The following is a 17,071-nucleotide window of genomic DNA, read 5'->3' on the forward strand; positions in this document are numbered from 1 at the left end:
AAATGAGGTGAAATGATGGCAGGAAGCAGAATCAAAGGAATTACTGTCGAAATTGGTGGTGAAACCACTGGACTTCAAAACGCCTTAAAAGATGTAAATAAACGTAGTAATGATTTAGCGAAAGAGTTAAAAGATGTTGAACGTCTCTTGAAATTTAATCCTGGTAATGTGGAAGCTTTAGCACAAAAACAAGAACTGTTAACCCAACGAATTGCAGCGACTACTGAGAAACTTGATAAATTGAAGGCAGCCGAACAACAGGTACAGGCTCAATTTGAACGTGGTGACATATCCGCTGAACAATATAGAGCTTTCAGACGTGAGCTTGAGTATACTCAAGGTTCGCTTGGTGGTCTGCAAAATCAACTAAAAAACATGAGAGATGAGCAAGAAAGAGCTGCTCGTTCAACTCGTGAATTAGATACTCTTTTTGATGCGACTGGTACAAGTGTAGACGATTTTGCAGAGATATTAGGTGGACGACTAACAGCAGCGATTAAAAGTGGAACCGCCACATCCGAACAACTTGGCGAAGCAATGGATCATTAGGGGCTGATGCTGATTTAGAACGTTTCAGAGCGGCTTTACGAAGTGTTAATGATGGTGCGGACTTAGAACAAATAAGTAGAGAACTAGATGAAATTGCAGATGAAGCACGTCAAGCAGAGCGAGCGGTAGATGATTTCGGATCAGGATTGGAAAGTGTAGCAGGTGCATTAGTAGCAGGTGGAGGTATAGCAGGGGCTATTGAACAAGCACTTGATATGTCTAAAATAAAAACAAAAATTGATATAACTTTTGATGTTCCGGAGTCTTCGAAAAAATCCGTAGAAGAAGCAGTTAGAGGTATCGAAGCCTATGGCGTTGATGGGGAAGCGGCTTTAGAAGGTGTACGCAGACAATGGGCATTAAATAAAAATGTTAGTGATGAAGCGAATGCAGCGGTTGTAAAAGGTGCAGCAGCTATATCCCAAGCTTATGAAGGAATAGATTTTAATGAATTAATTCAAGAAACAAATGAAATAGCAAATGAATTGGGAATTACCAATGAAGAAGCTCTTGGTTTAACAAATTCTCTTTTAAAAATTGGTTTTCCACCAGAACAACTTGATGTTATTGCTGAGTATGGTGGACAGCTAACACGAGCTGGCTACGGTGCTGAAGAAGTACAAGCTATTATGGAAGCTGGGATTGAAACTGGTACATGGAATATCGATAACCTATTAGATGGACTAAAAGAAGGGCGTATCAAAGCAGCTGAATTTGGTCAAGGTGTCGACAAGGCTATGACGGAAGCCCTTCAAGGTACGAATATTTCAGCAGAACAATTGCAAAAATGGGGGCAATCTGTTTCTAAAGGTGGAAAAGAAGGTTCTGCCGCTATGACAGAGATTGCAAAAGCTTTAGAAAACGTCGAAGATAAAACAAAACGAAATGAACTAGGTGTCAAGCTCTTCGGTACAATGTGGGAAGACCAAGGAGATAATATAACATATGCATTACTTGGAGCACAAAGTAAGGTAGTAGACTTTAAGAAGAATCAAGATCAATTAAATGATTCCATAAAGAAAATGGATGCAAACCCAGCGGTTAAAATGCAAAAGGCAATGGGCGATTTAAAGATGGCTCTTGAACCAGTTTTATCAGTTGTAGCTGATCTTATCTCTAAATTTGCTGATTGGATTTCTAATAATCCAAAATTAGCAGCAACGCTCACAGCTGTTGCAGTAGCTGTTGGAGTAATTGCAGGGGCGTTTATGGCTTTAGCTCCTATAGTTGTCACCATATCCAGTATAGGCTTGGCAATGACAGGATGGATTGCGCTTTTTGCGGTTATTATTGCTGCTGTAGTCGCTTTAGGTGTTGTGATTTATAACAACTGGGAATCTATTAAAACTTGGACAATAGAGATGTGGGATTCTATTAAAGAATATTTAGTAGGTCTTTGGGACGGTATAGTTCAATCCTGTAGTGAGGTCTGGTCTTCATTTTTAGAAACGATGCATAGTTTTTTTGATCCAATAGGTCAATTCTTTAGTGACTTATGGTCTGGAATTGTTGAAACTGCATCTTCTTGGTGGTCTTCTCTTGTCGAGACAGCATCTGCATTGTGGGGAACATTGGTGCAAGCTTGGCAAGATACTTGGAATATGATTCTTACAGTCTTAGATCCTATTATTTCGTTAATTTCAACGGTCTTGCAAGCTGGGTGGCTACTTATTTCAGCTGCTACACAAATTGCCTGGGCTGCAATAAGTAAATACATTATCGATCCAATAACAGCAGCCTATAACTGGTGTAAGGAAAAATTAGGCGATTTAGGTAATTGGATACTCGAAAAATGGGAAACTATAAAATCGTATACACTAGCAGCTTGGTCCTTATTTAAACAATATATTATCGACCCGGTTTCACAAGCATGGAGTTGGGTGAAAGAAAAACTTGGAGATTTAGCAGATTGGATATTAGGAAAATGGGAAACTATTAAGTCCTATACACTTTCAGCCTGGAATTTAGTGAAGCAATATATTATTGATCCAATTGTTTCAGCGTACAACAGTGTAAAAGATACAGTTTCAGATTTGTACAATACTGCTAAGGATAAGTTTGATTCAGTGAAGAATGCAGCCAAAGAAAAATTTGATGCTGCTAAAAGTTTTATAGTTGATCCGATTCGAGATGCTGTTGAAACTGTGAAAGGTTGGATTGATAAAATCAAGGGATTTTTTAGCGATTTAAAATTAAAAATTCCAAAACCTGAAATGCCACCTCTTCCACACTTCAGTTTACAAACTAGTACGAAAAACATTTTAGGAAAAGATATTACGTTTCCATCTGGACTCAATATAGATTGGCGTGCAAAAGGTGGTATCTTCACTAAACCGACTATCTTTGGAATGAATGGTGGAAACCTACAAGGCGCAGGAGAAGCGGGACGAGAAGCCGTACTTCCGCTGAACAAAAAAACACTTGGTGACATTGGAGCAGGAATTGCAGCAACTATGCAACTAGGTTCGACAAATGAACAATTTTCGGGCATTGCTGATACTATGAATCAATTAGCTAGCTCTATGAGTGAATTATCTGGCTTAAAAAGTGTGATGAGTAGTGTTTATGGAAGTATGGCAAGTAATAGACAATCCATGGTTAGTAATGTTACAAATTCAACGGTTAATCTAGGCGGTGGTAATTATGGATCGGTGCAAGCAGGGATGGCAGGTGTATTACCAATGCAAGGTGGCGATCTAGTAATTGAAGTACCTGTGCATTTAGAAGGTAAAGATGTTGCACGTGGCACTTATCGTTATACAACTGAGTTCCAAAAGAGAGAAGAAGAAAGAAACTCATCCTTTAAGGGTTAGGGTTTCTTTTGTTTTATAAAGAAAAGAGGTGTCAAAATGAGTTCTTTTACATTTAATAATCAGCGTAAAAATTTCATTCAAATAGAAAAAGGATGGAAAAGACCAACATGGGCGCCATTAAGGAGAAACCTTGTACAAGTTCCTAATTATCCAGGAGCGAGATTATTAAGTACGGAAACCGATGTTCGTGTACTTAATATTCCAGTAGGAATTATCGTTCCAAATGGATCTGATTTAGAAAAGTTGAAAGAAGAAATAGCTGATTGGCTAATCACAGAACAGCCAGTTGAGCTTATTTTTGATGCAGAACCGGGCAGAATTTATATGGCTGTTGTGGATGAAAGTTTTGACCCAGATGAATTCGTTACTCTTGGCAAAGGTGTAATCAAGTTCATTTGTCCAATGCCTTATAAACTATCAAAAGATAAAAAAAAATACACAATGATTAATCAAAATTCTACTTTTAAAGCAGATGTAGAAAATAAAGGTACAGTAGAAGCAATTCCGACGATCACCCTAACAGCAGCACGAGAAAGCACATTCTTTGATCTTGATACTGATGATGGACAGTTCTTTCGAATTGGTTATCCAGCAACTGTGGAGGAAAAGCCTTTTATTAGAGAAGAACTAATTGCAGATTTACCTATGACTACTATCGGTTGGACAACGGCAAATTACGTAGATTACGGAAATGTCGCTGGTTCGTTTGAAAATTCAGGCGAAGGACCTCTACAGGCAGCAGATTACGGAACAGGGACCGGTTGGCACGGACCAGCATTGAAGCGGTCTCTTAAAGTTCCTATCCAAAATTTCAGGGTAGAAGTTGACTTAGATTTTCAAATGACATCATACGAAATCGGACGAATGGAAGTATATTTATTAGACGAAACTAGCGAAATCATAGGGAAAATGGCAATTTGGCGTAATCAATTGGGAACAAGTTACACTTGGGTAGATATTCATGCAGGTAATAAAAATAATATGGTGCAAATTATTGGTTCTCACGGTACTTACGAAAATACATGGGACTTGTTTAGCGGTGTATTGCGTATCGTTCGAGTTAACCAACGTTGGGAAGCTTATATTGCAAAAGTAGATGAAAAAGGTAAACATGATTCCGCCATGTTCCGGGTGTTTAATGATATAGAAGATCGATTTAATCAAAGTAAACTTGCCCAAATTGTTATTCACAGTGCTGTATTTGGTGATATCGGAACTAAGCGCCAATCTTTCAATCAATTGCGTGTATGGCGTTATAATAATCCGGCTGATTTTAATGTACCTTACATTATTAATACTGGCGACAAAATAGAAATAGATAGTGAGAAAAGTGATATAAGAATAAATGGAGAAAGTCAATTATTCTTGAAAGACTTCAGTAGTGACTTTTTGCGATTAAAGAAAGGGCAAACTAAGATTTCAGCATATCCTCGTGATATTGGAAAAGTTGACGTGGAATTCAGGGAGCGATATCGATGAAAAATACATTACACATTCTTGATTTTAAAACAGAAGCAACTGTTGGAATTATTGAAGAAGAAGATTATAGAAACGACATACGAAAATGGGATCTAGAAAATGCTTTAGATACATTCGAATTTGAGGTAGGTGAAGATATTCGAGATGCATTTACCTTAATGAGTCGCAACATAATTGCGAAACGCGTGCGAGAAGGTGGGTATGTCACCTATTTCATTACTGAAATTGATCAAGGTAGTGATAATCGTTCGAAAAAGATTGTAGCACTTAGCGAACATGTAAAATTGAAAGGCGCTAAAGTTATCCTTCCACAAAAACTAGAACAATACACAGTTGCTCAATTAATCGATTTCTGTGTGAAAGGAACAAAGTGGAAACGAGGAATCACAGAGTTTGCTAGTTTTAGAACCATTACCATTGACAAGCCGACAAATCCATTAGCCTTATTGCAGCGTTTAAAATCTGAATTTGGAATGGAATTACGTTTCCGTACAGTTATTAAATCCAATCAAATTGTTGCTAGATATGTAGATGCTGTAAAAAAGGTTGGGCGTGATAGCGGTAAAGAAATCACGTTAGGGAAAGATCTTATTGGTATCAATCGAATCGAAAATTCGCAAAATATTGTTACTGCACTTGTTCCGGTTTTAGATAGAGGGGAAGACGGAATTCTAACAATTGAAACTGTTAATGACGGAAAAAACTTCATTTATGACTTCAATGCTTTTAAGCGTTGGCATCAAGATGGACATCATATTTTTGACATCTATACTCCTGAAACAGAAGATCAGGATATGAAGCCAGAGCGTTTGAAACAGTTAGGTGAAATGGAATTAAAGAAGCGAATTAATACTTCACAAATATATAAGGCTGATGCTCAGTCATTAGAAAAGATTTTTGGTTTATCTCACGAAGCAGTGCGACGTGGAGACACAGTACGAATCAAAGATACCGAATTTTCTCCTCCGCTCTATTTGGAAGCACGGGCAATCGGTGCAGAGGAATGCGATACTGATCCAAGTCAGGATAAATATTATTTTGGTGATTATCGTGAAATTGTTATCGTTAGTGATGAATTGCAAAAATGGTACAAGAAAATTCTTGGTATGTTAGAAACTAAAGCTAATAAACCATTATTAGACAAATTAGAGGAACTAGTAAAAGAGAATGATAAGAAAACAGATGCAGCACAAAAAGAATCTGAAGCAGCAAAGCAATTAGCTGAACAGGTAGTTGAAAATCTAAAGAATTACCAAACAACTATTTACGAAGGTGTTACTGCTCCTACTGTAGGTTTAGTAGCTGGAAAAAGCCTATGGCAAGATATCTCTCAAGGTAAACCCGGTGTATTGAAAAAGTGGAACGGGACAGAATGGGAAGTTCTGCTGAAGGATTATGGACAAGATGTAAAAAATCTTGATGAGCGTACTGCTGAAATCACAAGTGATGTAAAAGGTTTAACAAGCAAAGTTGAACAAGTATCTATCACTACAACAAATCAAGGGAAGCAAATCACTGATGCTAATACAAAAATTGAACAGAACTCACAAGCTATCACAGCTAAGGTTGATATAAAACAGGTAGAAGAGTACGTTGGTGGAATTGGTGCAATGAATGAAATTAGAAACACCAGATTTACACAGGGTACAAAGTACTGGGGATATTGGACGGCTGATAACTCTCCAATGGTTATAGATAAAGATACAACATATTTAGGAGATTTTAGCTGTAAATTATCTTGCTATGGTCAAACGAGTCTTGTTTATAACAGTTTCACTTCTAATAGAATCCCTGTTAAACCCGGGGAAGATGTTGTTATTTCAGCGTATTTTATGACTAAAAATATAGATGAACACTACAATAAGAAAATTAGATTGGTCCCTATCTTTTGGAAATCAGATGGCACACAATTAAAAGCAGCTGTTAATGACTTTACTATTCCTAATGATACATGGGTCAGACAATCGCATACATTAAAAGCTCCGGATGACGCAGCTCTTGTAGGGTTAAGAGCATACGTCCTTCAAAATGGTACCTTCTGGATGGCACGTCCGATGCTGCAAAAAGGGATTACAGCAAGTTCTTTCATCGAAAATCCAAATGACATGGTTGATAAAGATAAAATCATGGATGATCTAGCAGATAAAGTCGCAACAGAGGATTATGATCAGAAGGTTACAGATATAGAACGTAGGATTACAGCCAATGAAAAAGGTGTTGAATTATCCGCTAAGAAAACCGATGTGTATACAAGAACTGAATCAGACGGAACATTTGCTAAAGATACGTATGTAAAGACAATGGAAGGACGTATTCAGGTAACTGAAAAAGAAATTAGTAACACCGTCAAAAAAGGAACTGTTATTTCAGAAATCAACCAAACAGCTGAGACAGTTAAAATTAAAGCGGGAAAAATTGAATTAGATGGTAACACAGTAGCTAAATCTTTAGAAGCTCAACAACTAAAAGGGGTTACAATTAGAACAGCTAATAGCGACCGTTTTGTAGAAATGACACAACAATACATGACATTATATGAAAAATCAACACCACGGGCATTCTGGGGTTTTTTCAACAGAAGTGATGGGAGTGTACGTCCAGCTCTTGTTCTTGGGTCTGACTCTTTTGTCGGCTCTAATATGATAGGTTCTCTTGTTTTTAATAACATCGTTAACCCGAACAATTTAAAAGAATCTGTGGGTAGTATCGAAATGGTGAAAGATTCCAATAATGATACTTATAGTTCAAATGTACAATTACTGTTCTTTAGGAATTCAGGACAATTTGAAGCTACCAGCGATGGGCTCCAATGGTTTACAAGTGGCACTGGCGAATTTTATTTTCATAAAAAAGGTGTTAATAACACGAATATCATGTGCTTAGCTAGAAATGAATATGATTCTGAATTACGATTATCATACTTCATAATTCGTGGCTCAGCGCATCCAGATTATGCTGAAGCATTACAATTCCTAACACGCGGGGGCGGCTGGGCAGACTTGAAAGCACAACGATTTCTTAATACGTCACAAAGGAGTTTAAAAACTTATATCAAAGACCTAACGTTCTCACCTCTAGAAAAAATTCTAGAAGCTAATGTCCAAGAATACTATTTCAAATCTGACGTTGCTAATTTGTACAAAAAAAGAGAGTCCGATCCGGACAACTTACACACCATAAAAGAAATCAAAAAAAATATCGGTTTAATCGCTGATGATGCGGATGAAATTTTTACAGGCGAAAAGCATGAAACGGTTGATACTTATAGCATGGTATCTGTAACAATGGCAGGGTTGAAGGAACATGTTTTAGAACAAAGAGAAGTAAATGAGCGTTTGATTGAAGAAAACAAACAACTCAATGAAAGAGTGACAAAGTTAGAATCATTAGTACAGGGTTTAATAGAAAAGAATGGTCAAACAGAAACGCCAACAACTGAAAATCCAACGGAACCTACAGAGCAGCAATAGCTGGTCTTTTTTATTTTGCTCGAAAGGGGGTGATAACGATGTAGAAAAGATAAGACAAAATGCGGTAAAAATACGAGTAATTAAAGAGAATCAACAAATCAAACAACAAAATTTGAAGGAGATGTTTAATAATGGCTACAAATTATAATGAGGTAAAACAAGAAGTAATTAAAGAGATGGAACAACGTTACGGACTAATCCCTGGATTCTTCAAGTATGACAAAGAAGCGCAAGCTATCTTCTTAAATGAGGGCAACTATGAAAGCAGTGTGTGGCTAGAAGGTGACGGTTTATTCTATATGGACGATGTCCCTTGGGAGGAGCTAAGCATCACGAATGCAGTGCAGGATGGTGATACACCTGTGAAGCTTCGCCGTCATGGTAACTTGGTACATATCACAGGCGCTGTCCGCTCAGTTAAAAATAAGCAAGTCATTGCACGTATCACTACGGATATCTCACCTGAGCAGGATTCATACTTTGCAGCTAACGCTTTCCTTTCCTCTAATGTGAACTTACCTGTAGCTGCTACAGTGTTAGTCGGTAAAGACGGAAATATCTCTATGTATCTACCAGAAGCTACTACTCATTACGTAGCATTCTCGCTATCATATCCAATTAAGTAATGGTAAGCAGTGAAGGTATTGCCAGTTAAATAGCAATAAAAAAGGGAGCATAACTGATGCTTCTTTTTTTATTGTCAAAAAGGGGATGAGGGTATTGGAGGAACTAAACAATTTAAAGCAAGAGATCCAACAAATTAAATCAGATCAAAAAGATATGCAACGTGACATCCGCAGCTTAGAAACTCGTACTACTGTCAACGAGAACGACATCGTGAATATAAACAAGCAGCTTGAAAAAATCAGTGCTAATACAACCTGGATTCTTCGAATCATCATTGGTGCAATTGTAACTGGATTAATTGGATTATTACTGAAAGGTGGAATGTAATATGTCAAAAGAAAATATTGAAAAACGATTCCGTAACTGGCGTACCTGGGTTGCGGTTTTTTCATTGATTGGATTTCTATTTACTAAATTCGGAATATCAGAAGCGAATAACTTTCTTGAGGAATTATTGCCGTATGTATTTGCAGTAGGTGTCTCACTTGGTATTTGGACAGACCACGAAGAAAAAGGAGAAGATGCTTAATGAAAAAACCAATAAAAATCGTTTCTTCTGTATTTATGACTTCATTGCTCCTATTTAGCTTTGCTACAGGTGCTTTTGCTGATAGAACACTTATTATTCCTGATTTACCGAAACAACCATATCGTTATGGTGTAGGTGCTTATGAAGGCGTAGTGGCACATAGTACAGCAACTCCAGAAGCGCCAGCTATTAACATTCAAAAATATGAAACTCGTACATGGCGAAATGCATTCGTACACTATGCAGTCGATTGGAACGAGACGATTCAAATTGCGGATACAAAGTACATTGCTTATGGCGGTGGACCTGGCGCGAATAAACGTTTTGTACATGTAGAGCTTTGTGAAACTACAGATTATGATAAATTTAAACGTTCATATGACAAATACGTGAAGCTACTAGCTAAAATTTTACGTGACCGCGGATTATCTGTAGAAAAAGGATTGTGGACTCACTATGATGTTACGAAGTATCTTGGTGGCACAGACCATGAAGATCCACTTGATTACTTACGTAGTCATGGAGTATCAGAAGCTCAATTTAGAGCAGATGTACAACGTGCATATAATAATAGTGCTGTTTCTGTTCCAGAACAACCAGCTAAACCAGGCGAACCAGTCGCTAATATGGAAGGCACTGCATATATTGAAGGTTACAATGTAAATCTTCGTAAAGGACCAGATGCAAGTTACTCTGTTATTCGTCAGTTGAATAAACCAGAATCATATAAAGTATGGGGAGAAAAAGATGGGTGGCTAAACCTTGGCGGTAATCAGTGGGTATATAACAATCCTTCTTACATCAAATTCGAGAAGAAAGAGCCAGTTAATCCGATTGTAGGAAAGCGTGTCGTTTCTAAAGTGGACAACCTACGTTTCTATGACTCTGCTTCTTGGGCAGATAAAGATGTTGCTGGCACTTTAGATGCAGGATTAGGTTTTACAATTGATGCAAAAGTAAATGTAGATGGATCACCACAGTACAAAGTACACAACAGCAAGGGCAAAACATACTATGTAACTACAAATGGAGCCTATGTACATGTGAAGTAGGGAGCTGAACACAAAAGAGTATCTTCCATTAGTTGGAGATGCTCTTTTTATTTTTACGAAAATTAATCTAAAAATTCAAAAAAGAGGTGTGGGAATGAACTATTTAATTGATTTGGAAAAATGGGGTATAAAAAAAGGATTGCCTAGCAAGCCTTATGTTGATGAGGATTTCATCCAGGCAGATAAAAACATTCAAGGCATCAACAATGCAATACAGTATGCAAAAGATGAAGGTTACACTAAAGTCAAGCTCCCAGCAGGTAATTATGCGCTCTGCTACCCTAGAACAATTCAGATCCTAGATGGGATTACTTTCAATAACCACCGCTGCAAGTTGAAAGTCATCTACGACTCTGACAGAAGAAGTCCATTCGATACAAGAACGGGGACAGATTACTATAATTTTGTAGGGATTACTGTATCATTTGCGAGAGCAGAACATGCGAAATTCGTAGGTGGCGAGATTGTTGGATGCAGGGAAGACCGTAGTTTTTTAAATCCAAGTGAAGTTGCTGTAGAGCATAGTTATGGTGTAGCCTTTACGAAAAGTTCAATGTTCTGCACCTTAGAGGATTGTACGGTTCGGGATTTCATGGGTGATAATGTTACGTTCCATAGCACAGGTCTTGTCAGCTACACGGAATTTGATGAAGGGAATACAATAGAATCTTTGGATTACGTAACTGGACAACCTAAAGCAGTCACTAGCCAAAAGACATTAATCACGAAAATGCTACCAATCCAATTTGATCCTAACAAAAAGACGGACACAATGTTCCTAGCGGGTAGGGGTTATACAAGAAATACTGACCTAGCGAATAAGTTCTTAGATGTCTTCTTTTACGATAAGAATAATGCGTTCATCGGAGTGCTTAAAAGACGTAGAGTGTACAGCGATATCGAAATTCCTGTAGGTGCTACGAAATATAGATTCCAATTCTTAGATGAAACATTCGTTCGAAATCACATGTTGACGGTATGGTTCGGAAATATCCCAGCACATAATGTGGTTCGAAACTGCGACATCTTAAATGGTCATCGTGGCGGCATTACATTAGGCGGTAGCCATAACACCATTGAACATAATAGAATTCGAGGGAATGGGAAAGGAACTGCTAAGTTCCTAGACGGGAAACCGTTATTTAATGACCCGACACGCTATGCGATCAACATGGAGGATAGCTATGGTTCGAAATGCGTGATACGAGATAACGATATTTTCGATAGCTTCCACGGAATTTTAGTGGGTTGCTGGGATGTTGATATTTACGATAACCATATCCATGACATAGATTTTACTGCGGTCAATCTATATGCTGTAGCTTCTGTGAAAATTAGAGGGAATGTGTTCTACAATAATATGAATAACATCGGATTAATGGATTCACATTTCTATTACCCTTATGTTCTAGTGGAAGGAAACTCTTACACTGGAGGCACGTTCAATTTAACGGCAGCAGCTACGTATCGAGTAGAATTGAAGTATAATAAATTCGAAAACATGGCATCTATTAATATACCAGAAAACTGCACGATGTCTGATTGCCATTTCATCTATACAGAAACAGTTGCGGCAGCGTGGGTGCTGGTCAATAAATTAAAGAATTGTACGTTCAAATCGTCTTCTCCAGCGGTTCCGCAACGAGAAGTCACATTTAAAACGCACCAAGTGGAAGACTGCTCTTTTGAAAACTTGAAAGTACGACTTGAACCGCAAAACAATAAAGTACTTTCTAAATGTATAGTCAACAACTCTAGCTTTAAGAATTGTGAAATCCGCAATCACATCTTTAATAACATGCCGATGTACGTGGAAATCACAAATTCTAAGCTAACAGATACAACAGTTGAGGTAGGTTTGACGAATGTTGACGGACAAAACTCATATACCTTACTCTCTAACTGTACTGTTGATATTAATAGTACAAAGCGCTTGTTTACATCTGAATCGAACAAGCCGTATACAACTTACAAAGCTGATAAATGTAAGATTACTATCACTAACGCACTCTTCGATGCCATATTAAATTCTGGTACTGTGACAGGAGTAAATGAATTAATCCTGACAAACAACGAATTTATATACACGGGCGCAACTCCACTTTCATTGAAGCTATACACAAATAAAAATCACATTCGTAACTTCATCAATACTGATAATACTTTTACAAATATAAATTTACCAGCCACAAATTAAGTCATCTCTTATGAGATGGCTTTTTTTATTTATCTTCTGTTTCTTCCTCTACCCATATATCCTCCACATGCATATTTAAAGCTTTTGCAATACGTATGGCAACTGGAAGTGTAGGAATGCTTTTTTCGTTTAATATTAAACTCATTGTAGATCGTTGAATGTTTACCTTCTCAGCAAAGAAACTATATTTTATACCATTTTTATCTAAAATCCCTCGGAGTCTACATTTCAAGTGTATCACCTCATTTTTGTATAAAGTTCAACATTTTTTTGAACATCCCTTTAAAAATAAAATTATAAAGGACAGGCAATATCCTTCTTTCTAGGTCATATACCTATATCAATACCACGAGGAATACCAAGTGGAATCAAAGACATCAAAAAGGGAGAGGGATATATGCGTTGGCAATATGCAGATCTAAATGAAACACCTTACCTTTATTCTTCTAAGCATTTAAAGCAAATGTATAATCAATCGAGATCAAGAGGAGAAACAGAATCCATCTTGACTCACATGCAAAATCATAAAGTATTGAATCAAAAAGAATATAGAGGTTATTTCAGTTTGTCACAAGTGATTGAAGAAGATCTATACGGTGAAGAAGAGGATATTCTTGATTGGCAAGATTTAATGGAACGTTATGAAATTGTTGCTACAAAGTCAGGGATTAAATTTCGTGAGAAGGAAGAGGAGGAATAATTATGACACTCGCAGGGGAAGCGGTAATTATCTGGACGGCAACAGGTTTGTCTGTAGTTGCAATGAAGGCAGCTGGAAAAATGGGGAAGAGTGTTCCACATTGGCTTCCACATGTCACCTTGTACACAACGCTCACAGGCTCATTTCTATACCTTCTACGTTATGTTCTCGTTTTGTTTCTATGAAGGAATATGATGTGGAAATTCACCATTCGGCATAACATAAGGTTTTTGGCTTGTATGCACGTATTCCTTGAAACAGGGATATATACCCTCTATAAGAGGGATATAGGGAGTGATTATATGTTGGAGCTATTATCTGTCCCAATGGCGGCATTAATTTTCGCTGTATTCGGTGATAAGTTTAGAAGCAAAGAGAATGACCGAAAGAAGATACAAGTATTTTTTGAAGTAAGTGGAATTGCAATCCGGAGAGATGAAAAATTACAGTATCCAGTTTTTATTGAGCAAAAAGAGGATGATCGTAGTACGACTTATGTGTATCGATTGCCGGTAGGCATGCCGTCAAAAATCATTCAAAAGGTAGAGGATGTTGTGAGTGAAGGGTTAAGTAAGCCTGTACGAATTCAATATGACAATTACAAATTAAACATTCGTGTATTTTATAAAGATGTACCGGATAAATGGGATTGGTATGTGAATTTGATAAAGAAAGGTAAATGGCAAGTTCCAATGGGGCAAAGTTTAGAACGATTAATTTATCATGATTTTGATAAAACACCGCACATGGCATTAGGCGGACTCACACGTATGGGCAAGACAGTGTTTTTAAAGAATGTATTTACTTCGCTTACTTTAGCACAACCAGAACATATTCATTTATACATTATTGATTTGAAAGGCGGTTTGGAGTTCGGTCCATATAAAAACTTAAAACAAGTGGACGCCATTGCTGAGAAACCACTAGAAGCCTTTATAGTGTTAAATACCATTCTTAAGAAGATGGAAGAAAAAATGCAATATATGAAAGATAGACATTATACAAATGTTGTGGAAACAAATATAAAAGAGCGATATTTCATCATAGTTGATGAAGGTGCAGAGCTTTGTCCAGACAAAAGCATGAAGGAAAAACAGAAAAAATTATTAGGAGCGTGTCAACAAATGCTTTCTCATATAGCTCGTATAGGTGGCGCACTTGGATTTAGACTTATTTTTTGTACACAGTATCCAACAGGAGACACGTTACCGCGACAAGTAAAGCAGAACAGTGATGCTAAACTTGGCTTTAGGCTACCTACTCAAACAGCTTCTAGTGTTGTTATCGATGAACCTGGTCTAGAGTCAATTCAAAGCATCCCAGGTCGTGCGATATTTAAAACAGATCGGCTTATTGAAATTCAAGTACCTTACATTAGCGATAAAGTGATGTGGAATCATTTAAAACAATATGAGGTGGAGAAACATGAGGATGCAAACACATATGCAAATCAATCGTCAGATGGCGATACTTGCGACGATTAGAAAGCTACAGTTTGCAACAAGAAGGCATTTGATGTGTGTGCATGATATGGGTGGTATAAGGAATGCTAATCGTATTATGAAAGATTTATCTTCTTATACAAGTAAGGTAGTTTACAACAAAGAACATGTTTATTATTTAAATCAATTAGGTCACAAGCTATTCGGAGAAGGGAAAGTGGTTCATCATGGTAGGGTTGCACATGCAATTTTACGTAATGAAGCGTGGTTACATTTATTCTGTCCCGATGATTGGCAAGTGGAAGCTGAAATTAGATATATAAAAGATAAGAAGAAGAAAAAAATTATTCCCGATGTAAAGTTTCGTGACGATGAGGGGATACTTCATGCGGTTGAAATAGATCGTACTCAAAAGATGGTGGTAAACGATGAGAAATTGAAGTGCTATGAAGAATTTACAAAAATATATAAACAGAAATATAACGGAAAAGTGCCAGTAATCCATTTCTTTACGATTACCAAATATAGAGAAAAGAAATTGGAACAACTGGCATCAAAATATGGTGTGTTTGTAAAAGTATATGTTATTCAAGTATTTTAATTTAACCAAAAAGAGATGAATGTTAATAATTTATCTCTTTTTGATAATGAATTAAAATAATTAAATAATTTGCCCAAGGGGAAATTATTTCGTATAATTTAATCATCCTAGAATTTGTAAAGTAGGTGATTAAATTGAAATATGCTGTATACGTTCGTGTTTCTACTGATAGGGATGAACAAGAATCTTCTGTGGAGAATCAGATAGATATTTGTAGATATTGGTTAGAAAAGAATGGATATGAATGGAATCAAGGTTCAGTGTATTTTGATGATGGTATATCTGGAACTGCTTGGCTAGAACGACATGCAATGCAACTTATTTTAGAAAAGGCTAGAAAAAAAGAATTGGACACTGTAGTTTTTAAATCTATTCACCGATTAGCCAGGGACTTAAAAGATGCACTTGAAATTAAAGAAATACTTCTGGGGCATGGAATTCGATTGGTAACCATAGAAGAAAATTATGATAGCTTGTATGAAGGGAAAAATGACATGAAGTTTGAAATGTATGCAATGTTTGCTTCGCAACTTCCAAAAACTCTGTCTGTTTCAATATCAGCGGCTCTAACTGCGAAAGTGCGGAGGGGTGAGCATACAGGTAAAGTGCCCTTTGGATATGATCGAGTTGATAAAAAATTAGTTATAAATCAGGACGAAGCAACGATTGTAAAGAAAATATTTGATTTGTATGAAAAGGGAACAGGCTATAAGACAATTGCTAAGTATTTAAATGAACAGGGAACAAGGACAAAAACGGGAAATATATGGTCAGCGCCAACTGTGAAATCTATTTTAGTAAACTCATTGTATAAAGGTGAAAGTATAATGAATAAGTACAGTACTGTAAAAATAGATGGAAGAAAAAAACGAATAAAGAATCCTATGGAAAAATGGACTGTTCTCGAAAATCATCATCCGGAAATAATTTCAAATACACAATGGAGTCGTGTAAATAATGTAGATAAGCTCAGACAGAACAAAACGAAAGTAGATAAGCGTAATGAGTTCCGTGGAATGATGTATTGTGCTCATTGTGGAACAGCTATTCGTGCAGTATATAGTGGGAAATATACTAAAGGTGAAAAAAGAGAATGGGTATATATGAAGTGTGCAAGATATAAAAGATATGGTACATGTGTTAATCACGAGCCGATTCAATATCATGAAATTCGTCAAGTTATTCTTTCGATGTTAAAAGAAAAAGAAAAATATGTAGATATACAATTAAGTCCACAAAATGGAGATAGGAATCAAGAAAAAATAAAGACTATAAAGCGAGAAATAAAGCAATTAAAATCTAAGAAGGACAAGCTTATAGAACTATATATAGAAGAATTAATAGGCAAAGAGGTATTTTCTAAACGTGATGCACGGTTAGATAATGATATAAAAGAAAAAGAACTTCAATTGATGAAGTTGAATGACATTAAAGCGCAAACTGAAGAAAAAAAAGAAGTAAAAAAAGCATTTTCTCTTTTACATGAAAAACAGGATTTATATGAGGTATTCAACATTTTAATTAATCGGATAACACTGTATCAAAACAAGAAGCTGCAAATTGAATACACATTTGGTGTTTAAAACATCCGTTAGTTATTGGTATGAATCTC

At 36.7% G+C, this 17,071-nt stretch carries 13 protein-coding genes and 1 pseudogene; 13 read left to right on the forward strand and 1 reads right to left on the reverse strand.

The window, feature by feature from the left end; translation table 11 throughout:
* Positions 1-15 precede the first annotated feature (15 nt).
* The 8 genes and pseudogenes from JDS96_RS07370 to JDS96_RS07405 all read left to right on the forward strand — a co-directional run bounded on the left by JDS96_RS07370 (position 16) and on the right by JDS96_RS07405 (position 12,716).
* A pseudogene (locus JDS96_RS07370) lies at positions 16-3,362 on the forward strand (phage tail tape measure protein).
* Between the two features lie 36 nt (positions 3,363-3,398).
* Entirely contained in the window at positions 3,399-4,841 is a 1,443-nt protein-coding gene (locus JDS96_RS07375; protein WP_199666483.1) for a distal tail protein Dit, read from the forward strand.
* Positions 4,838-8,311: a phage tail spike protein gene (locus JDS96_RS07380; RefSeq protein WP_199666484.1), complete on the forward strand. Its 3,474-nt coding sequence runs from the start codon at positions 4,838-4,840 to the stop codon at positions 8,309-8,311. The genes JDS96_RS07375 and JDS96_RS07380 overlap by 4 nt, the downstream gene beginning before the upstream one ends.
* A gap of 131 nt (positions 8,312-8,442) precedes the next feature.
* Entirely contained in the window at positions 8,443-8,937 is a 495-nt protein-coding gene (locus tag JDS96_RS07385; RefSeq protein WP_199666485.1) for a hypothetical protein, read from the forward strand.
* Between the two features lie 85 nt (positions 8,938-9,022).
* Complete coding sequence (locus JDS96_RS07390; RefSeq protein ID WP_374220991.1) at positions 9,023-9,265, forward strand: hemolysin XhlA family protein; 243 nt, start codon at positions 9,023-9,025, stop codon at positions 9,263-9,265.
* A gap of 1 nt (position 9,266) precedes the next feature.
* Positions 9,267-9,467, forward strand: coding sequence for a hypothetical protein (locus JDS96_RS07395; protein WP_199666486.1), 201 nt, complete (start codon positions 9,267-9,269; stop codon positions 9,465-9,467).
* The gene (locus JDS96_RS07400; protein ID WP_199666487.1) at positions 9,467-10,519 is read left to right on the forward strand and encodes an N-acetylmuramoyl-L-alanine amidase; all 1,053 of its coding nucleotides are present in this window, start codon (positions 9,467-9,469) and stop codon (positions 10,517-10,519) included. Before JDS96_RS07395 ends, JDS96_RS07400 begins: the two co-directional genes overlap by 1 nt.
* Before the next feature lie 334 nt (positions 10,520-10,853).
* Positions 10,854-12,716 (forward strand): right-handed parallel beta-helix repeat-containing protein, encoded by a 1,863-nt coding sequence (locus JDS96_RS07405; RefSeq protein ID WP_242479870.1) that lies wholly within the window; start codon positions 10,854-10,856, stop codon positions 12,714-12,716.
* A 25-nt stretch (positions 12,717-12,741) separates the two neighbouring features.
* On the opposite strand, the gene JDS96_RS07410 is transcribed toward JDS96_RS07405, so the two are convergent.
* Entirely contained in the window at positions 12,742-12,948 is a 207-nt protein-coding gene (locus JDS96_RS07410) for a helix-turn-helix transcriptional regulator (protein WP_199666489.1), read from the reverse strand.
* 165 nt (positions 12,949-13,113) lie between these two features.
* On the opposite strand from JDS96_RS07410, the gene JDS96_RS07415 reads away from it, so the two are divergent.
* The 5 genes from JDS96_RS07415 (at position 13,114) to JDS96_RS07435 (ending at position 17,042) form a co-directional block, all read left to right on the forward strand.
* A complete protein-coding gene (locus tag JDS96_RS07415; protein ID WP_078211522.1) occupies positions 13,114-13,416 on the forward strand; it encodes a hypothetical protein in 303 nt (100 codons plus the stop codon).
* Between the two features lie 2 nt (positions 13,417-13,418).
* The gene (locus tag JDS96_RS07420; RefSeq protein WP_078211524.1) at positions 13,419-13,601 is read left to right on the forward strand and encodes a hypothetical protein; all 183 of its coding nucleotides are present in this window, start codon (positions 13,419-13,421) and stop codon (positions 13,599-13,601) included.
* Positions 13,602-13,718: 117 nt separating this feature from the next.
* The gene (locus JDS96_RS07425) at positions 13,719-14,900 is read left to right on the forward strand and encodes an FtsK/SpoIIIE domain-containing protein (protein WP_199666490.1); all 1,182 of its coding nucleotides are present in this window, start codon (positions 13,719-13,721) and stop codon (positions 14,898-14,900) included.
* Entirely contained in the window at positions 14,842-15,459 is a 618-nt protein-coding gene (locus JDS96_RS07430) for a replication-relaxation family protein (protein ID WP_199666491.1), read from the forward strand. Before JDS96_RS07425 ends, JDS96_RS07430 begins: the two co-directional genes overlap by 59 nt.
* A gap of 134 nt (positions 15,460-15,593) precedes the next feature.
* On the forward strand, positions 15,594-17,042 hold the full coding sequence (locus JDS96_RS07435) for a recombinase family protein (RefSeq protein ID WP_199666492.1): 1,449 nt from the start codon (positions 15,594-15,596) through the stop codon (positions 17,040-17,042).
* Positions 17,043-17,071: the final 29 nt, after the last annotated feature.

Origin of the sequence: Bacillus cereus group sp. N21 (assembly GCF_016483395.1) — a bacterium.
Lineage (GTDB): Bacteria > Bacillota > Bacilli > Bacillales > Bacillaceae_G > Bacillus_A > Bacillus_A pseudomycoides.

What these genes read in the sequence shown, in the direction of transcription:
- JDS96_RS07420 (WP_078211524.1), top strand. Translation starts at nt 13,419, where the DNA reads ATGACACTCGCAGGGGAAGCGGTAATTATCTGGACGGCAACAGGTTTG.
- JDS96_RS07430 (WP_199666491.1), top strand. Translation starts at nt 14,842, where the DNA reads ATGAGGATGCAAACACATATGCAAATCAATCGTCAGATGGCGATACTT.
- JDS96_RS07375 (WP_199666483.1), top strand. Translation starts at nt 3,399, where the DNA reads ATGAGTTCTTTTACATTTAATAATCAGCGTAAAAATTTCATTCAAATA.
- JDS96_RS07395 (WP_199666486.1), top strand. Translation starts at nt 9,267, where the DNA reads ATGTCAAAAGAAAATATTGAAAAACGATTCCGTAACTGGCGTACCTGG.
- JDS96_RS07400 (WP_199666487.1), top strand. Translation starts at nt 9,467, where the DNA reads ATGAAAAAACCAATAAAAATCGTTTCTTCTGTATTTATGACTTCATTG.
- JDS96_RS07390 (WP_374220991.1), top strand. Translation starts at nt 9,023, where the DNA reads ATGAGGGTATTGGAGGAACTAAACAATTTAAAGCAAGAGATCCAACAA.
- JDS96_RS07380 (WP_199666484.1), top strand. Translation starts at nt 4,838, where the DNA reads ATGAAAAATACATTACACATTCTTGATTTTAAAACAGAAGCAACTGTT.
- JDS96_RS07425 (WP_199666490.1), top strand. Translation starts at nt 13,719, where the DNA reads ATGTTGGAGCTATTATCTGTCCCAATGGCGGCATTAATTTTCGCTGTA.
- JDS96_RS07385 (WP_199666485.1), top strand. Translation starts at nt 8,443, where the DNA reads ATGGCTACAAATTATAATGAGGTAAAACAAGAAGTAATTAAAGAGATG.
- JDS96_RS07415 (WP_078211522.1), top strand. Translation starts at nt 13,114, where the DNA reads ATGCGTTGGCAATATGCAGATCTAAATGAAACACCTTACCTTTATTCT.